The sequence below is a fragment of the Mesorhizobium sp. M0152 genome, from assembly GCF_040322415.1.
Lineage (GTDB): Bacteria > Pseudomonadota > Alphaproteobacteria > Rhizobiales > Rhizobiaceae > Mesorhizobium.
Genome location: NZ_JAMYTH010000067.1, coordinates 1 through 15895, shown reverse-complemented (window position 1 = coordinate 15895; position 15895 = coordinate 1). Strand labels below are relative to the sequence as shown.

Sequence of the window (15895 nt, the reverse complement as noted above, 5' to 3'; positions counted from 1 at the left end):
GGATCTTGCGTTCGGCGTAGTATATATCCTTCAGTCCGTCATAGAACAGGTCTTCAAGACCTTTGGCATTGCTTTGGGAACTCTTTTTCGTGGCCATCTTCATCTCCGACAATCGAGGAATGCGAATCGAGCGACACGCTCAGCTTTAACAATGCTGCTCGGGAGTTGTTCCTTCGCGTCGTCGAGAAAACTGTCGGTCAGGACGCCGCGGCGATGGCGCACAATCCAGGGGCAGACATCGTGTCTCGTCACAATGGCATCCTGGCCGCCCCAGCAAAATTATCGATTTCGCTGGAACGTCTCGTCGAGATCGAAGTTTCTGCTTTTGCAGCAGTTTCCCCTCAACCGCTGCCGATCGGGAACCCTCCCGATCTGCCCGCGTCCTTCTGCAGGGACGCGGGCATTTGCATGGAAATCGTCAAACGTTCGGCCATTGGAACAAACTTGCCGCAGCGCGTTGGCCTGCCGATCCAATCGCCCGCAAGGACCTTCAAACTCGCCCGGCAGGCAGAGCGTTGCCGAGCGATGCTGGCGCCGGACGTGGGAGGGTGGTCGGCAGCAGAATGTCGTTGCGACGGCCAAAGGCGACCAGCGTTGTCCGCACGGTTTGCGGATCGATCTCGCCGGCAATGCCGGCCTTGCAGGCATTGAGCGCGACGGCGTGGGCGCCGTTGCGTCTGGCGGCGGGCCAGTCCTGAAGCAAGGCGTAGGCTTGCATGACATTCTCGATTCTCACCGGAAAACCCATTCCCACCAGAAGGGTGACCGGTTCTTCAAACTGCCCGCGATCCATGGCTTGTGCCTCCTTTCGATTGTGCAGGATCTGCAACGGGCCGGGCACCTGAGAGCGCGGCCCGCCGCGGATAGGGCGAATGCGTCGGGATTACATGCATGGCGGACGCCACCGCCGGTCCAGTGATGCTGATTCCGGCCAGTTCGATCTTGGCCGAGTCCGGCTGAAGCACCGGGGTACTCCGGCCCGGCGCCGGCAGGGCCTTGTGCGCCTTGACCAACGCCTCGAGCCAGGCCCCGACGGCAAGGGGAGAAGGGCTGCGGCCGTCCAGCCAGGCCGCGACCTCTCGTTGCGGACAGCCAAGTTCGGCCGCAAGATCTCTTGCCTCCCACCTCAGCGCTTTCAGGCATTCCCGCAACCGGCCCGCAATCATGTCTTGACCTCCTCGGAGGCCGACGAGACGTGCTGCGCGGCAAGAAACATCAGTGTCGATGCCAAAGTGCGCCGGCTCCAGCCGGCAGCTTCGGCCATGTCGATCAGTGCTGTCAGCAGCGGCTTCAGCGCCGCCCTGCATTCGGTCTCGTAGGCCAGGAAATCCTTTGCCGAATGGGTCGGCTGGGGTACGGGCCCGAGGCCAGCCGTCATATCCATGTTTTCCTCCGCTATCTTGTGACCGGTGCCCGCTCCGCCAAGGAGCGGGCGGACTGGCCATACCTCAGAAGTCCATGCCGGCGCCGGCGGGCATGGCCGGCGCGGTTTCCTTCTTCGGTTTCTCGGCCACCATCGCCTCCGTGGTTACCAACAGGCCGGCGACGGAAGCTGCATCCTGCAGAGCCGTGCGCACCACCTTGGCCGGGTCGATCACACCCTGGCCGTAGAGATCGCCAAACTCGTCGGTCTGGGCGTTCCAGCCCCAGCCGAACTCGCTCTTCTCCCGCAGCTTGCCAACGATGATCGAGCCCTCGGCGCCGGCATTCTCGGCGATCTGACGAACCGGGGTTTCGATCGCGCGGCGCACGATTTCGACACCGGTCTTCTGGTCGGCATTGTCGACGAGGACGGCATCGAGTGCCTTGGCGGCCCTCAGCAACGCGACCCCGCCTCCCGGCAGCACACCTTCCTCGACGGCCGCGCGCGTCGCATGCAGGGCATCGTCCACGCGGTCTTTGCGTTCCTTGACCTCGACCTCGGTCGAACCGCCGACCCGGATCACCGCGACACCGCCGGCGAGCTTGGCCAGGCGCTCCTGCAGCTTCTCGCGATCATAGTCGGAGGTGGTTTCCTCGATCTGGGCCTTGATCTGGGCGATGCGGCCCTGGATCTCTTCCTTGCGGCCGACACCATCGACGACCGTGGTGTTCTCCTTCTCGATCACCACCTTCTTGGCACGGCCCAGCATCTGCAGCGTCACGTTCTCCAGCTTGATGCCAAGGTCTTCCGAGATCGCGGTGCCGCCGGTGAGGATGGCGATGTCCTCCAGCATGGCCTTGCGGCGGTCGCCGAAGCCCGGCGCCTTGACGGCCGCGACCTTCAGGCCGCCACGCAGCTTGTTGACCACCAGCGTGGCGAGCGCCTCGCCCTCGACATCCTCGGCGATGATCAATAACGGCTTGCCCGACTGCACCACGGCTTCCAGGACGGGAAGCATCGCTTGCAGATTGGTGAGCTTCTTCTCGTGGATCAGCACATAGGGTTCGTCGAGCTCGACGCGCATCTTGTCCTGATTGGTGATGAAATAGGGCGAGAGATAACCGCGGTCGAACTGCATGCCTTCGACCACTTCGAGTTCCGTCTCGGCGGTCTTGGCCTCCTCGACCGTGATGACGCCCTCATTGCCGACCTTCTCCATCGCCTCGGCGAGGAAGCGGCCGATCTCGGCGTCGCCATTGGCTGAAATGGTGCCGACTTGCACGATCTCGTCGTTCTTTGTCACCTTGCGGGCATTGGCCTTCAGTTCGGCGACGACCGCATCGACCGCCTTGTCGATGCCGCGCTTCAGATCCATCGGGTTCATGCCCGATGCAACAGCCTTGGCGCCTTCCTTGACGATCGCCTGCGCGAGAACGGTCGCGGTCGTGGTGCCGTCGCCCGCAAGGTCACTGGTCTTGGAAGCCACTTCGCGCACCATCTGCGCGCCCATGTTCTCGAACTTGTCCTCGAGCTCGATCTCCTTGGCGACGGTGACGCCGTCCTTCGTGATGCGCGGAGCACCGAATGACTTGTCGATGACGACATTGCGGCCCTTGGGGCCGAGCGTCACCTTCACCGCATTGGCAAGAATATCGACGCCGCGCAGCATCTTCTCGCGCGCTTCGGTATGGAATTTCACATCTTTGGCAGCCATTGGATCACTCCTTCATTCAGGCAGCATTCGTTGACTGGTTGGATTCGAAGAAGCCATCAGGCGGCCTTCTTCACTTCGGCGGTCTGCTCGATTACGCCCATCACGTCGCTTTCCTTCATGATGAGCAGGTCCTCGCCATCGAGCCTGATCTCCGTGCCGGACCATTTGCCGAACAGGATGCGGTCGCCGATCTTCACGTCGAGCTCGGTGAGCTTGCCGCTGTCGTCACGCCCGCCGGGACCGACGGCGAGTACTTCGCCCTCCTGCGGCTTTTCCTTGGCAGTGTCGGGAATAATGATGCCGCCGGCCGACTTTTCCTCGGCTTCGACGCGGCGGACCAGGATACGGTCGTGCAATGGACGAAACGTCATGTCGTTCTCCTCATGGACAAGCAGGTTTTGAGCCTCCTCCACACCGGACCGGCAATATCGAGCCGGTGCAGGCGCCGCGATCCTTCATCAACTATCGTGGCGCATATCGAGCTAGTTTTGCTGTTTTTCGGTTTCAAGAGCCTGGCCAAAAAATTTTGGCACACGACCGGGGCGAGTGCCAAAAGCCTGTTATCGCGAAGCTATTTGGTTTGAGTGCCAGGGCTTGCGACTTGAATTTTCGTCGCGATCCAACAGGACCATCCGGGCTCGGCTGCCCCGGGGCGGCACCGGAACCGCCGACGTTCTCGAGGCGTTATTTGCAGACGGAGGACATCGATGAACCGAAAGAGCCTTTCGCCGATCATTTCCAACCTGGCCCACAAATTCGACAGGCTCGACGCCTGAACGGAGATATAGGAAAGGAGAAACGCATGGCTGAAAGCGTCAGCAGCGAATTCCGCCTGCAAATGGATGGCTATGGCCTGACCACCGCCGAAATACACTATCATCTGCCGGACCATCCGAGCCTGCTTCAGCTCTATATCTGGCAGGACTACGATCTCGCTCCGGACTTTCCGGAACTCAAGGAGTTTCTCGGCTATTGGGAGCGCGAACTCGATGGCCCGCTCCATTCGGTCCGTGTCGCTCACCACCGCCTCATCCAGCCGTCGGACTGCGGGCGGTCGACGGCATCATCGCCCTTCAGTGATACGGTAAAGCCGGCGTCCTGCACTAACGCCGGCCTCGTTGCCCTAGGATCTCGTTGCCCTTACGATTCTGGCGATCCGTCGGGCTTGTGCGCTGCGGCAAGCAATCCGGCGGTGCGGGCCGCGTGCAAAAACGCCTTGCGCGCCTCACGCGCCGTGCGCCAGCCGTCGAGCGCGTCGCGGCAAGTCCGATAGGCTGCGCGCCAGCTACGGCCGCGCGCTCGTGTGGGCCATTCAAAGCGCATGCACTCGATCGCTTCCCAGCTGCTCGCGACCTTGCGCTCTCTGCTGGACTGAAAACTAAGAGTGATCGGCCGGGTAAACGGGACGTCGTTCATCACTTCCTCCGTCTTTTTGTTCTTCGAGCAAGCAACGCCGGCGACCGATTTCTAGGATCGGCGCCGGTGGGGCACATGGTTCACTCGCCCGAGCGATTCAAGACCACCGGCCAACGCCGGTTAGTCCTCCTCCTCCGGCGTCTCGAGCAACTCCATCAGCTTCGCCACCCTTGGGCCCGGCAGGGGACGCCCCTCATTGACCAGCGCCTCGTCGGCGCCAATCCAGGCGACGGCTTCGCGCAATTCCTCGATCGTGGCTCCTGTCAGGGCGATATCGGCGATGACCGCCTCGTCGACGGGTCCGAGTACCGAAATGATGTCGTCGCGTGTCATGGTCATGATGTCCTCCGTGGGAGTGCCAGCAGCGCCGGAATGGGGTGTGCGGCTTCGTCGGCAGAATCCGGCAGCAACACAGAATTGGGTCTTGATTTCAAACAGACAACTACCAAATCAAAATCGCCGGTCGCCGAACGGGGCCGGCTATAAGCGCCGGTGCTGGCGCTCTTCGTATCTATGTTGCTCAACGGAGGATGTAGCTATGAGAACCGCATTCGACTTTTCCCCACTCTATCGGTCGAGCATCGGTTTCGACCGGGTCTTCGACCTGCTCGAGAATGCGAGCCGGTCGACAAGCGTCGACAATTGGCCGCCCTATGACATCGCCAAGACCGGCGACGACGCCTACCGCATCACCATGGCTGTGGCAGGTTTCAGCCAAGACGAGTTGAGCGTCATACATGAGCCCAATATGCTTGTCGTCGCTGGCGAAAGATCAGCAGAGGATAATGGCGATTACTTGCATCGCGGCATCGCGGCCCGACCGTTCGAGCGCCGCTTCGAATTGGCTGACCATGTGAAGGTGACCGGCGCCGGCCTCGCCAACGGCTTGCTGACCATTGATCTAAAGCGCCAGATTCCCGAAGAGATGAAGCCGCGCCGGATTGAGATCGGCAGCGGCGGGACAGAGCGCACGATCGAATCCAGGACTGCTAGCCAGGCGACCAAAAAGCAGGCCGCCTGAGACTGGTCCACTTTAAGCTCACAGCCGGATGAGTACGTCCGGTTCTGAGGCGACTTGGAGGAGACCAAGATAAAGAGAGGAGAAAAACAATGAGCGTACGTGATCTCATTCCGTTTGGCCGCGAACGCGGCCAGGTTCCCAGCGTGTTTCGCGATGGCGAACGTGATCCGTTCCTGTCGTTGCACCGTGAAGTGAACCGACTGTTCGACGACGTCTTCCGAGGTTTCGGTTCCGGACTGCCGTCGTTGCCGGCATTCTCCTCGGACGGCGGGCGCTGGCCGAGCGTCGAGATCTCCGATGGCGAGAAGGAGATCCGTGTCACGGCCGAGGTGCCCGGCATGGAGGAAAAGGACATCGAGGTTCTGCTCGATGATGGCGTGCTCGCGTTGAAAGGTGAGAAGCGCTCCGAAACGGAGGACAAGGACCGACAGTTCTCCGAGCGGTTTTACGGCCGCTTCGAGCGCCGTATTCCACTCGGCTATGAGATAGACGAGGACAAGGTCGATGCTCGTTTCAACAACGGCGTCCTCACAATCACGCTACCGAAGACCGAGCAGGCGCGATCACAGGCAAAACGCATCGCGATCAAAGGCAAGAGCTGACGTTCGGCAGCCGGAGGTGGTCAACCTGCCTCCGGCGCGCAGCATACCGACGGGAAGAAATCGATCCGTCGGGCGTGCCGTTATAGGCCCGAAGATGTTCGGTCGGCGGTCAGCGGCGTGACACTTCGGCTTTTCTGGTGTCCAAGCTGGCGCGGAAATTCGCCGCCTGCTGCCGGCATCCGCGGTCGGCTGCTTGGCGAGGAACATTTCGCGCTCCAACGGGTTTGCGGGCATATGCCGTATCGTTCCAAGCGAAAGGGTGTGACATGATGCTTCGCGAGCTAATGAAGCAGGTCGAGAATTTACCGCCCGAAACACTGGTCTGCACCGCCGAAGTAGATGAAGTCTTCGGCGTGAATCCTGCTGGCGTGGAGGTCGTCAACAACGCTCGAATCGGCAGCCGGAAGTCTGATGGCACCGAGGCGGTGCAACTGGACGGCGGGAGCGACAAGGTAATCGTCATCCGCTGGTGAGGCGTTCAGGGTCAACGGCACCAGAAGGGCCGAACTCTGCAAGAGGTCGGGCGCAGCGGTATTTCGGCGTCCGAAAATGTCCAAGGCCAACTCGAGCACGCTCTTCGAAGCTGACGTTCAGGCGAGGATCATGCCCGCGCCAGGGATTACCGTTCTGCGATCGCGGAGGATGCCGCAATGGCTCGGAAACCGAAAATTACCACCGGCCTGAATGATCGGCCGCGCGACGAAACCATCGCCCAGTCCGGCGAAGGTTTGCCTGACGACAGCAGCAAGGCGCTTGAGTTCGATGAGAGATCTGTCGATCGGCTAAGAAACTCGCTTCAGGGCGAATCCCATCACTCCCAGGAGACGCAAGGCAATCCGGACGAAGTTTCGCCAGGCACGCCGGGTGCCGGCGAGAACGTTTGCCGCCGCTGCTCGGGGACCGGCAAGGTCGACGGCGCACCCTGTCCCGAATGCGGAGGAACCGGAAAGGTGATGACGCCGATAGGTGGCGGCTAAGATGCGGCAGTTCCCTGCGGACCTGGACGGCCTCCATTCGAAGCGCCGGGCAATTTCCGCGCTTCAACGCTCCAGCTAATGCCGCACGCCGCCGGTTTGCGTGTGCTGCCCGCCGGGGCGTGAGATGGCGGCCAAGGTATCGCCGGTGCCACCGCTGCCGTCCGCGAATGCGAGATCGCCCAGCGAGACGATGCCCACGAGCCGCTTGTTCCGATTCACCACGGGAATGCGACGGATCTGCTGATCGCCGAGATTCCGGCATACGTCATCAGTGTCTTCGTCGTCGAAACAGTATTTCACGTCATTCGTCATGACGTCGCCGACCTTGGTGTCGGGGCCCTTGCCCTGCGCCACCGCACGGATCGCGATATCACGATCGGTCAGCATGCCGACGAGCCGGTCATTGTCGCCGACCGGAACCAGACCGGCGTCTATTTCAGCCATGATGCGGGCTGCCTCCTGGATGGTCTCGTTCGGATTGGCGACGCGGACGTCGCGCGTCATCACTTCGCTCACTTTCATTTCCAGCTCCTGTCGATTGGCGGACCAGATGCAGACATCGGTCCTGGCCCCCAACTCGTGCGGAGCCTCGATGTTCCGCCCTAGGCAACGATGAGCCGGAATAGGTTTTCCGACATTCCCCGGGTGGGGTATTCAACATCGATCGGGAACACTCCTTGCGTTCGGGGGTTTGGCTCGACAGCGACGGGATTCCGGAGACGCGGACCGAGCGATGCCAATACCGCGCGATATGGATTTGGTGCTTCAACACCTGCCCCTCAGGATAGGCGCCTATGTGCCCGATGACCTCCTGGAGGACTGGTTCGCGCCGCGCACCGGAATGAACCCACCGTCCGGCGTGGCGCTCGCCGCCGCGGCGTCCTATGGCCGTCGCTTCGAATGCGAGTTCAAGCACTATCCCGAGCGGAAAGAAGGAGTGTTCTGGAAATGGGTGCCGGCAATATGAACAAGCAGCCGCTCGAGATGAACAAGCAGCCGCTCGAGGCGAAGGCGATCACCGGCGTGATCGAGGAACTCGAAAGGCAAGCCGCCGAGGACCCGTCGAAGCTCAAGGTTCGAAGAGACGGCGAGAGAATAGTCGTCGACGGCGAGATCGACGTTGACGCAATCGTCATGGTGGTGGTCGGCTCCATGGCAGGAGGTCCGTAGCACCAAGATGACGCGAACGGCCAGCGATCGCCTCGTGATGGCGTGATGTTGTGATCGGCTCCAACCGGAGCACCTCGGTCGCAGATTACCGAATCGGCGCGGAACAATTGGCTTTCGCACCCGTTGGCAACGGCCGCTCAAAATTTGCAGGGAGATTGTCATGAGCGCCACAGGATTGGACGTCTTCGACAAGACGCTACAGACAACGCACATTTGGCTCGATGAAATCATGGCTGAGATGGGTCCCGATCGACAGATGGCCTGGCATATTCTCGGCACGGTGCTGCGCACGGTGAGGGATCGCCTGCCGCCGGACCTTGCCGCCCATCTCGGCTCGCAATTGCCGCTCCTCGTGCGGGGCATCTATTTCGACCAGTACAGACCGTCGGCAGCACCCGACCGGACCAGGTCGCCCGACGAGTTCCTTGCCAGGATCAAGGACCAGTTGGAATCCGTTCGCCCGGTCGACGCCGGCGACGCTCTCAGGGTCGTCAGCGATGTTCTGGATCGTCATGTCGATGCCGGGCAGATGGCGAAGGTCTGGGAGGCGCTGCCCGAGGAAATCAGGCGCGTGGCGGAACCGCAGCAGGTTTGATCGCAAGCGTTCAGCTTGCGAGGCGCCTCGGATGATCTCGCTGAATCGCGAGTTGCTTGATCGCCGCCCGCCGGCACTGGTTCGATGTGGAGCAGAAATTCGAATCTCACTGCCTGGCTTCAAGAAACTTTCCGGGAAGCCTGGACGTGCAGGCCATCACCCAGGTGATCGCCTCGCGATCGTACTCGTCGCCGGAGCGCCATTTTTCGAAGAAGGCATTGAGGCGCGACACGCGTTCGGGCCAAAGGTTCGCGGCCTGGAGACCCAATGAGACGCCGTAATTGGTGAAAGCGAACTTCGTGTCGCGCAGCCACGGTGCGCGGCAGAAATACCCAGGCGGTTCGATCCACATCCCATCAAGCGCAACGACTGCGCGCCTGGCCTGCTCGATGGCCCAGGGTTCCTCAGGAAAGAAATGAGCGAGCCACAGCATCATGCCGAGACCGAGATCCTGATCGATGTCCAACCCACGCCAGTCTCTTTCGATCAGGTCCCGCATCTCGGCGATCTCTTGCGCCAGCGCATCCGGATCGAGCACGTTATAGGCGACATAGCCGTCATAGGCGTCCATGGACCCTAATCCGAAACCAGGGTAAGGGCCGCTCAGGTCCTCTTGCATCTTCCAGATCACGCCGCGGCCGGGCAGCACGAAGGCGGAGTGGACGTCGCGCGCCAATGCCACGCCGCGGTCCTTGTATTCGGGCTTCACTTCGCCAAGCCGGGCGAGAGCGAACATCCACATCGCCAGATAGTGGAAGTACTGGCCGTCGCGATCCTCGGCCTCGCCGATGCGGAGCCCTCGTGGCCGGCCAAGGACGCGCTCTACGTCCGCCACCAATTTCTCCGCCTGACCGATCCATCGATCCTCACCAAGCTCGTCATACAATGACAGGTAGAGAACGACCCCGAAAGCATCGGTCCATAGATATCGCAGTCCGTTCGGCCAGATGCGTTCGGCGCGCATCCAATCGAGCTTCGCAAGCACATAGTCGACTTCATGCAGCGCCATTTCCAAACTCCGACTTCATACTTCGCCCTGCAGATCCGGACACGGCCCTCCTGAAGCTGGCTTTGCTTAGCGGGTCACCTTTTATAGGACCGCCGGGGCAAGCGGCTTTCGCGCCGGGCCATGGATGACGGAACCATCGGCGGCGAATACCGAGCCATGGCAGGGGCAGTCCCAGGTCATATCCGCATTGTTCCAGGTCACGGTGCAGCCCTTATGGGTGCATGTCGCTGAAACGCAGTGCAACTGGCCCTCGGCGTCTCTCCAGGCCGCGATCTTTTCGTCTCCCTTGATGATGACGCCGCCTCCAAACGGCGCAATCGCCTCGACATTGTCCACGACGGACTGGCTGTCGCCGTTTCGGTGAAAATTCTTCGGATATGGCCGCGCAGGATCATACAGGCCGGTCCAGCGGCCGGATCGACCACAAATCAGATCGGCGATCATCATTCCCGCGGCGGTTCCGTTGCTGATGCCCCAGGCGTTGAAACCGCTGGCAATATGGAAACCGGGCGCATTCTCCGGATCGGGCATGCCGACATAGGCCACGCGGTCGGCCGTGTCGTAGTCCTCGTTGCACCAGTGCCAGGCAACGTGCCCGACCGGCAGATTCTCTCTTGCCCATTTGTCGAGCTCGGCGAAGCGGGCGGCCACGTTCCCATCCTGGCCCGTGTTGAATTTCGGCCCGAGGACGATGAGCACCGGCCCCTCCGGATCGCGGCCCGTGCGAATCGAATGAGTGGGATCGTCGATGCCGATGAACATGCCGTCGATGGCGACAGCGTCATCGATGCGGAAGGCCATTGCCGAATGGCAGCGCGGCTGGGTCCGGTTAGCCATTCCAACCGGACTCTTGACTGGCATGTTGGTGGCCACCACCACATTTTCCGCATGGATCGTGCCGCCGTCTGTGACGACGCGCCAGCGGCTCGCCTCATCGATCAGCCGCGCACGGCTGTTCTCGAAAATCCGCCCGCCCAGGGCCCACACCGCTTCGGCCAGACCGGCAAGATACATGGCCGGATTGAACTGCGCCTGGTCTGGAAAAAGAAGCGCACCGACCGTCCGGAAAGGGAGCGGAGCGCGGTCAAGAACCTCCGCTTCAAGCCCGACCTGACGCGCCGCATCCGCTTCCGCCTCGATCTCGGAGCGCCTCGCAGCCTCCGTTGCGTAGGTGTACGCGTGCTTGCTCTCGAGGTCGCACTCGATAGCATGTTGCCGGACCCAATCATGGATCTGCTTGGCGCCTGCGGAGTTGGCCTCGGCATAGGCGCGGGCTGCTTCGAGGCCGAGCGTATCGATCAGATGCCGATAGATCAGGGCGTGCTGGGTCGTGATCTTGGCTGTCGAACGGCCCGTCACCTGGCCGCCTATTCGCAGCCCTTCGACGACGACGACCGAACGACCCGATTCGCACAGCCGAAGCGCGGCCGTGAGGCCAACTATTCCTCCGCCGACAATGACGGTTTCGGTGTGGATCGAGCCGGCAAATTGCGGGAAAGCCCGCGACCCAGCACCCGCTGTCCAACAGCTCCCAGGCTTCCCCGGCAAGCGCAAGCTCAAATGCTGTGTCGTGCGATCCGTATCCATACGCCGGTTCCTGAGGGCGAACGCTCCTGCATCGATTTGGTTTCGCGGCGAGGCCGGGAAATATGTCTCGTTACAAGTGGTCCCGGTCTGCGATTGTGCCTCCGCCGCGAAAGCGGTGGCCGTCTGGGCTAGGCCGTCAAACGCTAAAGGCCGTTAAACGCTGGAGAGAGACGCGAGTGAAAGCAGGGGCTGGTTTCCCCCGGCGGCCTCCTCTTCGCGCCGACACGCGTTTGCCTGCTTCGCGACAAGCCCGCCGGCACGCGGTGCGACAAGGAACCTCGTCGGAGGCCCACGGTTTATCGGAGATGATACGTCTTCAAATCGGCCTCGCCCGATGACACTGCTTGTCCAACCCCGCCTGGTGAACGACGTTTACTCGGATGCCGGCTTGCTGCTCGACTTCCGCTTTGGCGGCAGGGCGATCCTGTTCGATCTCGGTGATCTGTCGGCGTTGTCGCCGCGGGAAATCCTCCGCATCACGCACGTTTTCGTATCGCACATGCACATGGATCATTTCGTCGGCTTCGATCATCTGCTGCGGCTTTCCCTCTATAGAGACAAGCAACTGAACATAGTCGGTCCGCCCGGACTTGGGAATGCCGTCGAAGCCAAGCTGCGAGCCTACACCTGGAACCTTCTGGACGAGCAATCGCAGGACTTCTCGATCGTCGCCTCGGACTGGGGAGATGATGAATTTGTCGCCCGCAGCCTGTTTCGGGCACGAGAGGCCTTCGCGCGCCGCCCCCAGCCCTTGGAAGGTGACAAGCTGCCCCTCGATGAGGCGGAATTCCACATAGAGGCGGCAACGCTCGACCACGGCATTCCCTGCCTTGCCTTCGCCTTTCAGGAGAAGGTCCGGACCAATGTGCACAAGGCACGGCTCGATGAGCTCGGCCTGCCCGTCGGTCCATGGCTGAACGAAGCGAAGCGGGCGGCGAGAACCGGAGGCGATGCCGCCACTGAATTCACGCCTGCCGCCGGGAAGCAAATTTCATTGCGCAAGCTGTTGGACGCCGGCGCCTTGAGACGCGCGCCGGGTCAGCGGATCGCCTATGCGACCGATCTTGCCTATCATGCCGAAAACGTCGCCCGCCTTTGCCGACTTGCGCGGGGCGCCGACCAGCTCTTCATCGAGGGTGGATTTCTGGAAGACGATCTGCGGCTCGCCTCGTCAAGGAAGCACCTGACGGCCCGCCAAGCCGGCGAGATCGCGCGCTCCGCCGGCGTCCGCACGGCCTTCCCGATGCATTTCTCGCCGCGTTACCTCGGGCGGGAAACCGAATTGCGCGAGCAATTCGAGCGAAGTTTCGGCGGCCTGCCGGTGGTCGCGGCGTAGCAGCACGACAGCCCATGGCATCGACCTCGCCAGAACCGGTTTCGCTTTCTTCAAGCTCAGGCCGCCTGCGTGACTACGGTGTAACGCGTAATCGGGCCTTCTTCAGGATCGTATCCTTGGAAATGCAGATCCGCATTTGCCGGCGGACGACCAGCCTCGCCAAATGCCTTGACAGCGGATACCCGGACAAGTTGGAGGCCGGCATCCCGCTTCATCGCGTTCATTGCCGCCAGTTCGGCCGTGCTGCCGCCGCCAATCCGCCAGCCGGCTTCGAGCACGCCCGAGCGCCAGGTGCCCGATGAATCGATGCCTTGGCCAACATCATAGTTGCGCCGCGAGGCAAAGAACCCGGGACAGCTACGCATTGCAGCGTCATAGGCCCTCGCCTGCGCCACGGCCAAACGCAGCTCACTAGGAAGTTGCAAGGCTTCGAACGCCTCCCATTCGCCGCGCATCACGACGAGATCGGATCCCCCATAGACGGGTTCTCCCGCATTGTCCGTCGTCATCCTCTGAGTGCCGTAGTACGCAACTGCAATTTCATCGATTGTCGCCACGCCGATGCTCAGCGTCGTGATGTCGTGAAGGTCAGCTTCAAGTACTAGCCCGCACTCCTGCATATCGCTGGAGCGATATTGCTCAAGAAAGCCTGCGACGTCCGCGACTGTGCGTACAACGTGCTGGTCCCGCCCCCGCGAGGAGAGCGGTGGCTTGAGCCGGACCGCCCCGAACTTCAACAGCCGTTCCGCTGCTTGCAAGGCATCGCGTCGAGAAAACGCGCTGTAGCCGGGCAGCACTGCCGCGTTGACGGCGCGGCCGAAGCCGTGCGGCCAACCCGCCGGCTGCTCGGCCGATGCGTCCACCAATTCGTGAGTGAGTGCCTTGGTGGTTGCGAACCGCCAGGGGACTACACCCCCGAAGAGGTCTCTCGGTCCCTTGATGCCCAGTCGGTCCGCATGCGCGGCGACCAGGCAATCGTCCGGCACGAAATATGAGCATGCGCCATTCCCGCCGCTGTTGCTGAAACCATCCTGGAAAGCAAATCCCTTGAGGTCGGCAATCGCGCGCGCGACAGCCGTGATTGCCGCCCTTTCGTGAACGTAGAGGGGCTCGCAATCCGGTGCCGAGCATGCGATCACCACGCCTCTGGCTTCGCCTGGCGGTATCGTTTGGTTTTCGGTCATGCCGTACCCAATTTCCTGCTTCATCCGCGTCAGCGGCGATCTGCCGGACTCAGCGGATCGCGCCGCCCAGACCGGGAAACGCAAAGGCCGAAGAAAAGGTTCAGGCTGACTTGACCTGCTCGCGCTGGACTGTGGGGCGGCGTGCGCGGCCGGCGGGTCGGTGCCGTGGAGCAGATTTCACAACGGCTGATCGCGCTTCTACCGGGGTCGGCACATCAGAGCGCACGGGGCTTTCGCGCGAGCCGCTTATCCGATCCGCATCTCGGAGATTTCTACCAAATATTCCGGCCCGTTCGGATATGGAACCTTTATGCCGGGGCAGCGTTGGGTGGCGTCGAAGGGCAGCCAATGGCGAACGAACCAACAGAAATTGTACCGGAAGGGCTTGGGGGCGCTCAAGCTCGCGCCGGCATCGTGCTTTTGGTAGAGGACGATCTCTTCATCCGCATGGATGTAGGCGATCAGCTACGGGAAGCCGGCTGGACGGTTTACGAGGCCGGGACGGCGGACGAGGCCGTGGAGCTTCTCCAGACCCCCATGCTGATCGACTTGGTGCTGACCGACATCGAAATGCCCGGCAAGCTCGACGGCCTGGGATTGGCTGATTACATTCGTCGCGAGAGGCCGACGATCAAAGTGGCGGCGATGTCCGGGCGCTACGCCCCAACCTATGAGGATCAGCATCTTTTCGACCGCTTCTTCTCGAAACCCGCTTTCATGCTGGCCTCCGATTTACAGGCTCTGATGAACGGAACTCAGCCGGCAGTCGATAAAGCGGCAGCCCGCTGACGACACGGCAAAGATTGCCGCGGGAGAAATTGGTCGAGATCGATCCGCAGCGCCTCCGACCAGCATATCGCCAGGATTTGACACCCAAGGAGATGGAGCACGCTCGTCCAGGCATCGTTCCCACGAGAGGCGCACCGGCACCTCTTGTTTCACCAAGCCCGCACTTCTTTCCCTGCTGTCTCGGCCGTGCTCAGCAACACGCAGGAGATCCATTCGGTGATGAGTGCACCGCAGACTTTGCAAGACAGCGACTCAGCCCGAATCGTACTCACGGGAGCGCTGGTGGCTTCGATTCCGACCGTCCACGCGGTCGCCTGCGTCTTCCCAACGTATGGAGCCGGCCGATTTTCGCCCGGCTCCATCGATAATTTGAACGGTCGCTAAGCCGGCAAGGCGCCCGACTTTTTCGCGGTCCAGGTGGCGATAAAATCCATCAGGCCGGGGTTGAGGCAATCATAGGGCTCCAGCCCGATCTGCTTCAGCTGCGAACGAATGCCGTCCATGCGGCTCGGGTCGACACCGGATTCGATAATCGACGAGACGAAGGCGGTGAAGCCGGGGGGCGACCAGCCGTCCTCGACGAAACGCTCGGGATGGATGAAGGACAGGCCCTTGAACGCATGGTCGCGTTCGACCGGTCCGTGCATGTGGACGCCACAGCCGGTGCAGGCATGACGCTGGATCAGCGCGCTGGGATCGACCACTTTGAGCTTGTCGCCATTCTCGACAACGGTGACATCGCCGGTGCCGGCCACGGCAACCACCGAGAATATCGCGCCCTCCGGCTTCCAGCATTTGGTGCAGCCGCAGGCATGGTTGTGGGCGATCTGGCCCTTGACCCGAACCTTGACCGGATTGCTGGTGCAGGCGCAGACCAGCGTGCCGCCGGCAAAGCTCGCGCTTTCCCTGGGCAAGCCATTGTCGATCTTAGGATGCAGTTTCTCCGCCATTTCATTCCTCCCATGTTGTGAACCACAGAGGTCGCAGGCCTGCTGGTCGGCGGCGTGTGGCTTTCCTCAGTAAACGACGACGCTTCGGATCGACTTGCCCTCATGCATGAGGTCGAAGCCCTTGTTGATGTCCTCGAGCTTGAGCGTGTGGGTGATCATCGGGTCGATCTGGATCTTGCCGT

At 61.7% G+C, this 15895-nt stretch carries 20 protein-coding genes and 2 pseudogenes; 10 read left to right on the top strand and 12 right to left on the bottom strand.

The window, feature by feature from the left end:
* Window positions 1-490: 490 nt before the first annotated feature.
* The 4 genes from NKJ26_RS31755 to NKJ26_RS31740 all read right to left on the bottom strand — a co-directional run bounded on the left by NKJ26_RS31755 (window position 491) and on the right by NKJ26_RS31740 (window position 3448).
* The gene (locus tag NKJ26_RS31755; protein WP_352699684.1) at window positions 491-829 is read right to left on the bottom strand and encodes a DUF982 domain-containing protein; all 339 of its coding nucleotides are present in this window, start codon (window positions 827-829) and stop codon (window positions 491-493) included.
* Window positions 830-1162: 333 nt separating this feature from the next.
* Window positions 1163-1384 carry a hypothetical protein gene (locus NKJ26_RS31750; protein WP_352598245.1) on the bottom strand — a complete coding sequence of 74 codons (222 nt, stop codon included), beginning with the start codon at window positions 1382-1384 and terminating at the stop codon, window positions 1163-1165.
* A 64-nt stretch (window positions 1385-1448) separates the two neighbouring features.
* Window positions 1449-3077 carry a chaperonin GroEL gene (gene groL, locus NKJ26_RS31745; protein WP_352699682.1) on the bottom strand — a complete coding sequence of 543 codons (1629 nt, stop codon included), beginning with the start codon at window positions 3075-3077 and terminating at the stop codon, window positions 1449-1451.
* A gap of 56 nt (window positions 3078-3133) precedes the next feature.
* Window positions 3134-3448 carry a co-chaperone GroES gene (locus tag NKJ26_RS31740; protein ID WP_352598247.1) on the bottom strand — a complete coding sequence of 105 codons (315 nt, stop codon included), beginning with the start codon at window positions 3446-3448 and terminating at the stop codon, window positions 3134-3136.
* A 431-nt stretch (window positions 3449-3879) separates the two neighbouring features.
* Here NKJ26_RS31740 and NKJ26_RS31735 point away from each other — a divergent pair.
* Window positions 3880-4157: pseudogene (locus NKJ26_RS31735) on the top strand (usg protein).
* Between the two features lie 60 nt (window positions 4158-4217).
* Here the strand turns inward: NKJ26_RS31735 and NKJ26_RS31730 are convergent.
* A complete protein-coding gene (locus tag NKJ26_RS31730) occupies window positions 4218-4493 on the bottom strand; it encodes a DUF982 domain-containing protein (protein WP_352699680.1) in 276 nt (91 codons plus the stop codon).
* A 120-nt stretch (window positions 4494-4613) separates the two neighbouring features.
* Entirely contained in the window at window positions 4614-4832 is a 219-nt protein-coding gene (locus NKJ26_RS31725; protein ID WP_352598250.1) for a hypothetical protein, read from the bottom strand.
* Between the two features lie 199 nt (window positions 4833-5031).
* Between NKJ26_RS31725 and NKJ26_RS31720 the strand changes: the two genes are divergently transcribed.
* The 4 genes from NKJ26_RS31720 to NKJ26_RS31705 all read left to right on the top strand — a co-directional run bounded on the left by NKJ26_RS31720 (window position 5032) and on the right by NKJ26_RS31705 (window position 7093).
* Window positions 5032-5514, top strand: coding sequence for an Hsp20 family protein (locus NKJ26_RS31720; protein WP_352699677.1), 483 nt, complete (start codon window positions 5032-5034; stop codon window positions 5512-5514).
* An 89-nt stretch (window positions 5515-5603) separates the two neighbouring features.
* Window positions 5604-6116: an Hsp20/alpha crystallin family protein gene (locus NKJ26_RS31715; RefSeq protein WP_352598252.1), complete on the top strand. Its 513-nt coding sequence runs from the start codon at window positions 5604-5606 to the stop codon at window positions 6114-6116.
* A gap of 266 nt (window positions 6117-6382) precedes the next feature.
* Complete coding sequence (locus NKJ26_RS31710) at window positions 6383-6589, top strand: sugar phosphorylase (protein ID WP_352598253.1); 207 nt, start codon at window positions 6383-6385, stop codon at window positions 6587-6589.
* A 177-nt stretch (window positions 6590-6766) separates the two neighbouring features.
* On the top strand, window positions 6767-7093 hold the full coding sequence (locus tag NKJ26_RS31705; RefSeq protein WP_352699674.1) for a hypothetical protein: 327 nt from the start codon (window positions 6767-6769) through the stop codon (window positions 7091-7093).
* Window positions 7094-7168: 75 nt separating this feature from the next.
* Here NKJ26_RS31705 and NKJ26_RS31700 read toward each other — a convergent pair whose 3' ends face one another.
* Entirely contained in the window at window positions 7169-7615 is a 447-nt protein-coding gene (locus NKJ26_RS31700) for a CBS domain-containing protein (RefSeq protein WP_352699672.1), read from the bottom strand.
* A 211-nt stretch (window positions 7616-7826) separates the two neighbouring features.
* Here NKJ26_RS31700 and NKJ26_RS31695 point away from each other — a divergent pair, with 211 nt between their 5' ends.
* The 3 genes from NKJ26_RS31695 (at window position 7827) to NKJ26_RS31685 (ending at window position 8858) form a co-directional block, all read left to right on the top strand.
* Window positions 7827-8060, top strand: a complete 234-nt coding sequence (locus NKJ26_RS31695) for a hypothetical protein (RefSeq protein ID WP_027027760.1) — start codon at window positions 7827-7829, stop codon at window positions 8058-8060.
* Window positions 8042-8263: a hypothetical protein gene (locus NKJ26_RS31690; protein WP_352699669.1), complete on the top strand. Its 222-nt coding sequence runs from the start codon at window positions 8042-8044 to the stop codon at window positions 8261-8263. The genes NKJ26_RS31695 and NKJ26_RS31690 overlap by 19 nt, the downstream gene beginning before the upstream one ends.
* Window positions 8264-8423: 160 nt before the next feature.
* Window positions 8424-8858 carry a DUF2267 domain-containing protein gene (locus NKJ26_RS31685; protein ID WP_352699667.1) on the top strand — a complete coding sequence of 145 codons (435 nt, stop codon included), beginning with the start codon at window positions 8424-8426 and terminating at the stop codon, window positions 8856-8858.
* Between the two features lie 106 nt (window positions 8859-8964).
* Here the strand turns inward: NKJ26_RS31685 and NKJ26_RS31680 are convergent, their stop codons facing one another.
* The gene (locus NKJ26_RS31680; protein WP_352699665.1) at window positions 8965-9867 is read right to left on the bottom strand and encodes a hypothetical protein; all 903 of its coding nucleotides are present in this window, start codon (window positions 9865-9867) and stop codon (window positions 8965-8967) included.
* 81 nt (window positions 9868-9948) lie between these two features.
* Window positions 9949-11454, bottom strand: coding sequence for an FAD-dependent oxidoreductase (locus tag NKJ26_RS31675; RefSeq protein ID WP_352699663.1), 1506 nt, complete (start codon window positions 11452-11454; stop codon window positions 9949-9951).
* Between the two features lie 334 nt (window positions 11455-11788).
* On the opposite strand from NKJ26_RS31675, the gene NKJ26_RS31670 reads away from it, so the two are divergent.
* Window positions 11789-12790, top strand: a complete 1002-nt coding sequence (locus NKJ26_RS31670) for a ribonuclease Z (RefSeq protein WP_352699661.1) — start codon at window positions 11789-11791, stop codon at window positions 12788-12790.
* A gap of 56 nt (window positions 12791-12846) precedes the next feature.
* Here NKJ26_RS31670 and NKJ26_RS31665 read toward each other — a convergent pair whose 3' ends face one another.
* Complete coding sequence (locus NKJ26_RS31665) at window positions 12847-13974, bottom strand: DUF3182 family protein (protein WP_352699659.1); 1128 nt, start codon at window positions 13972-13974, stop codon at window positions 12847-12849.
* Window positions 13975-14322: 348 nt separating this feature from the next.
* Between NKJ26_RS31665 and NKJ26_RS31660 the strand changes: the two genes are divergently transcribed.
* On the top strand, window positions 14323-14763 hold the full coding sequence (locus NKJ26_RS31660; protein WP_352699657.1) for a response regulator: 441 nt from the start codon (window positions 14323-14325) through the stop codon (window positions 14761-14763).
* 380 nt (window positions 14764-15143) lie between these two features.
* Here NKJ26_RS31660 and gfa read toward each other — a convergent pair whose 3' ends face one another.
* Window positions 15144-15713, bottom strand: coding sequence for an S-(hydroxymethyl)glutathione synthase (gene gfa / locus NKJ26_RS31655; RefSeq protein WP_352598263.1), 570 nt, complete (start codon window positions 15711-15713; stop codon window positions 15144-15146).
* Window positions 15714-15779: 66 nt separating this feature from the next.
* Window positions 15780-15895 (bottom strand): annotated as a pseudogene (locus tag NKJ26_RS31650) (S-(hydroxymethyl)glutathione dehydrogenase); the annotation flags it as partial.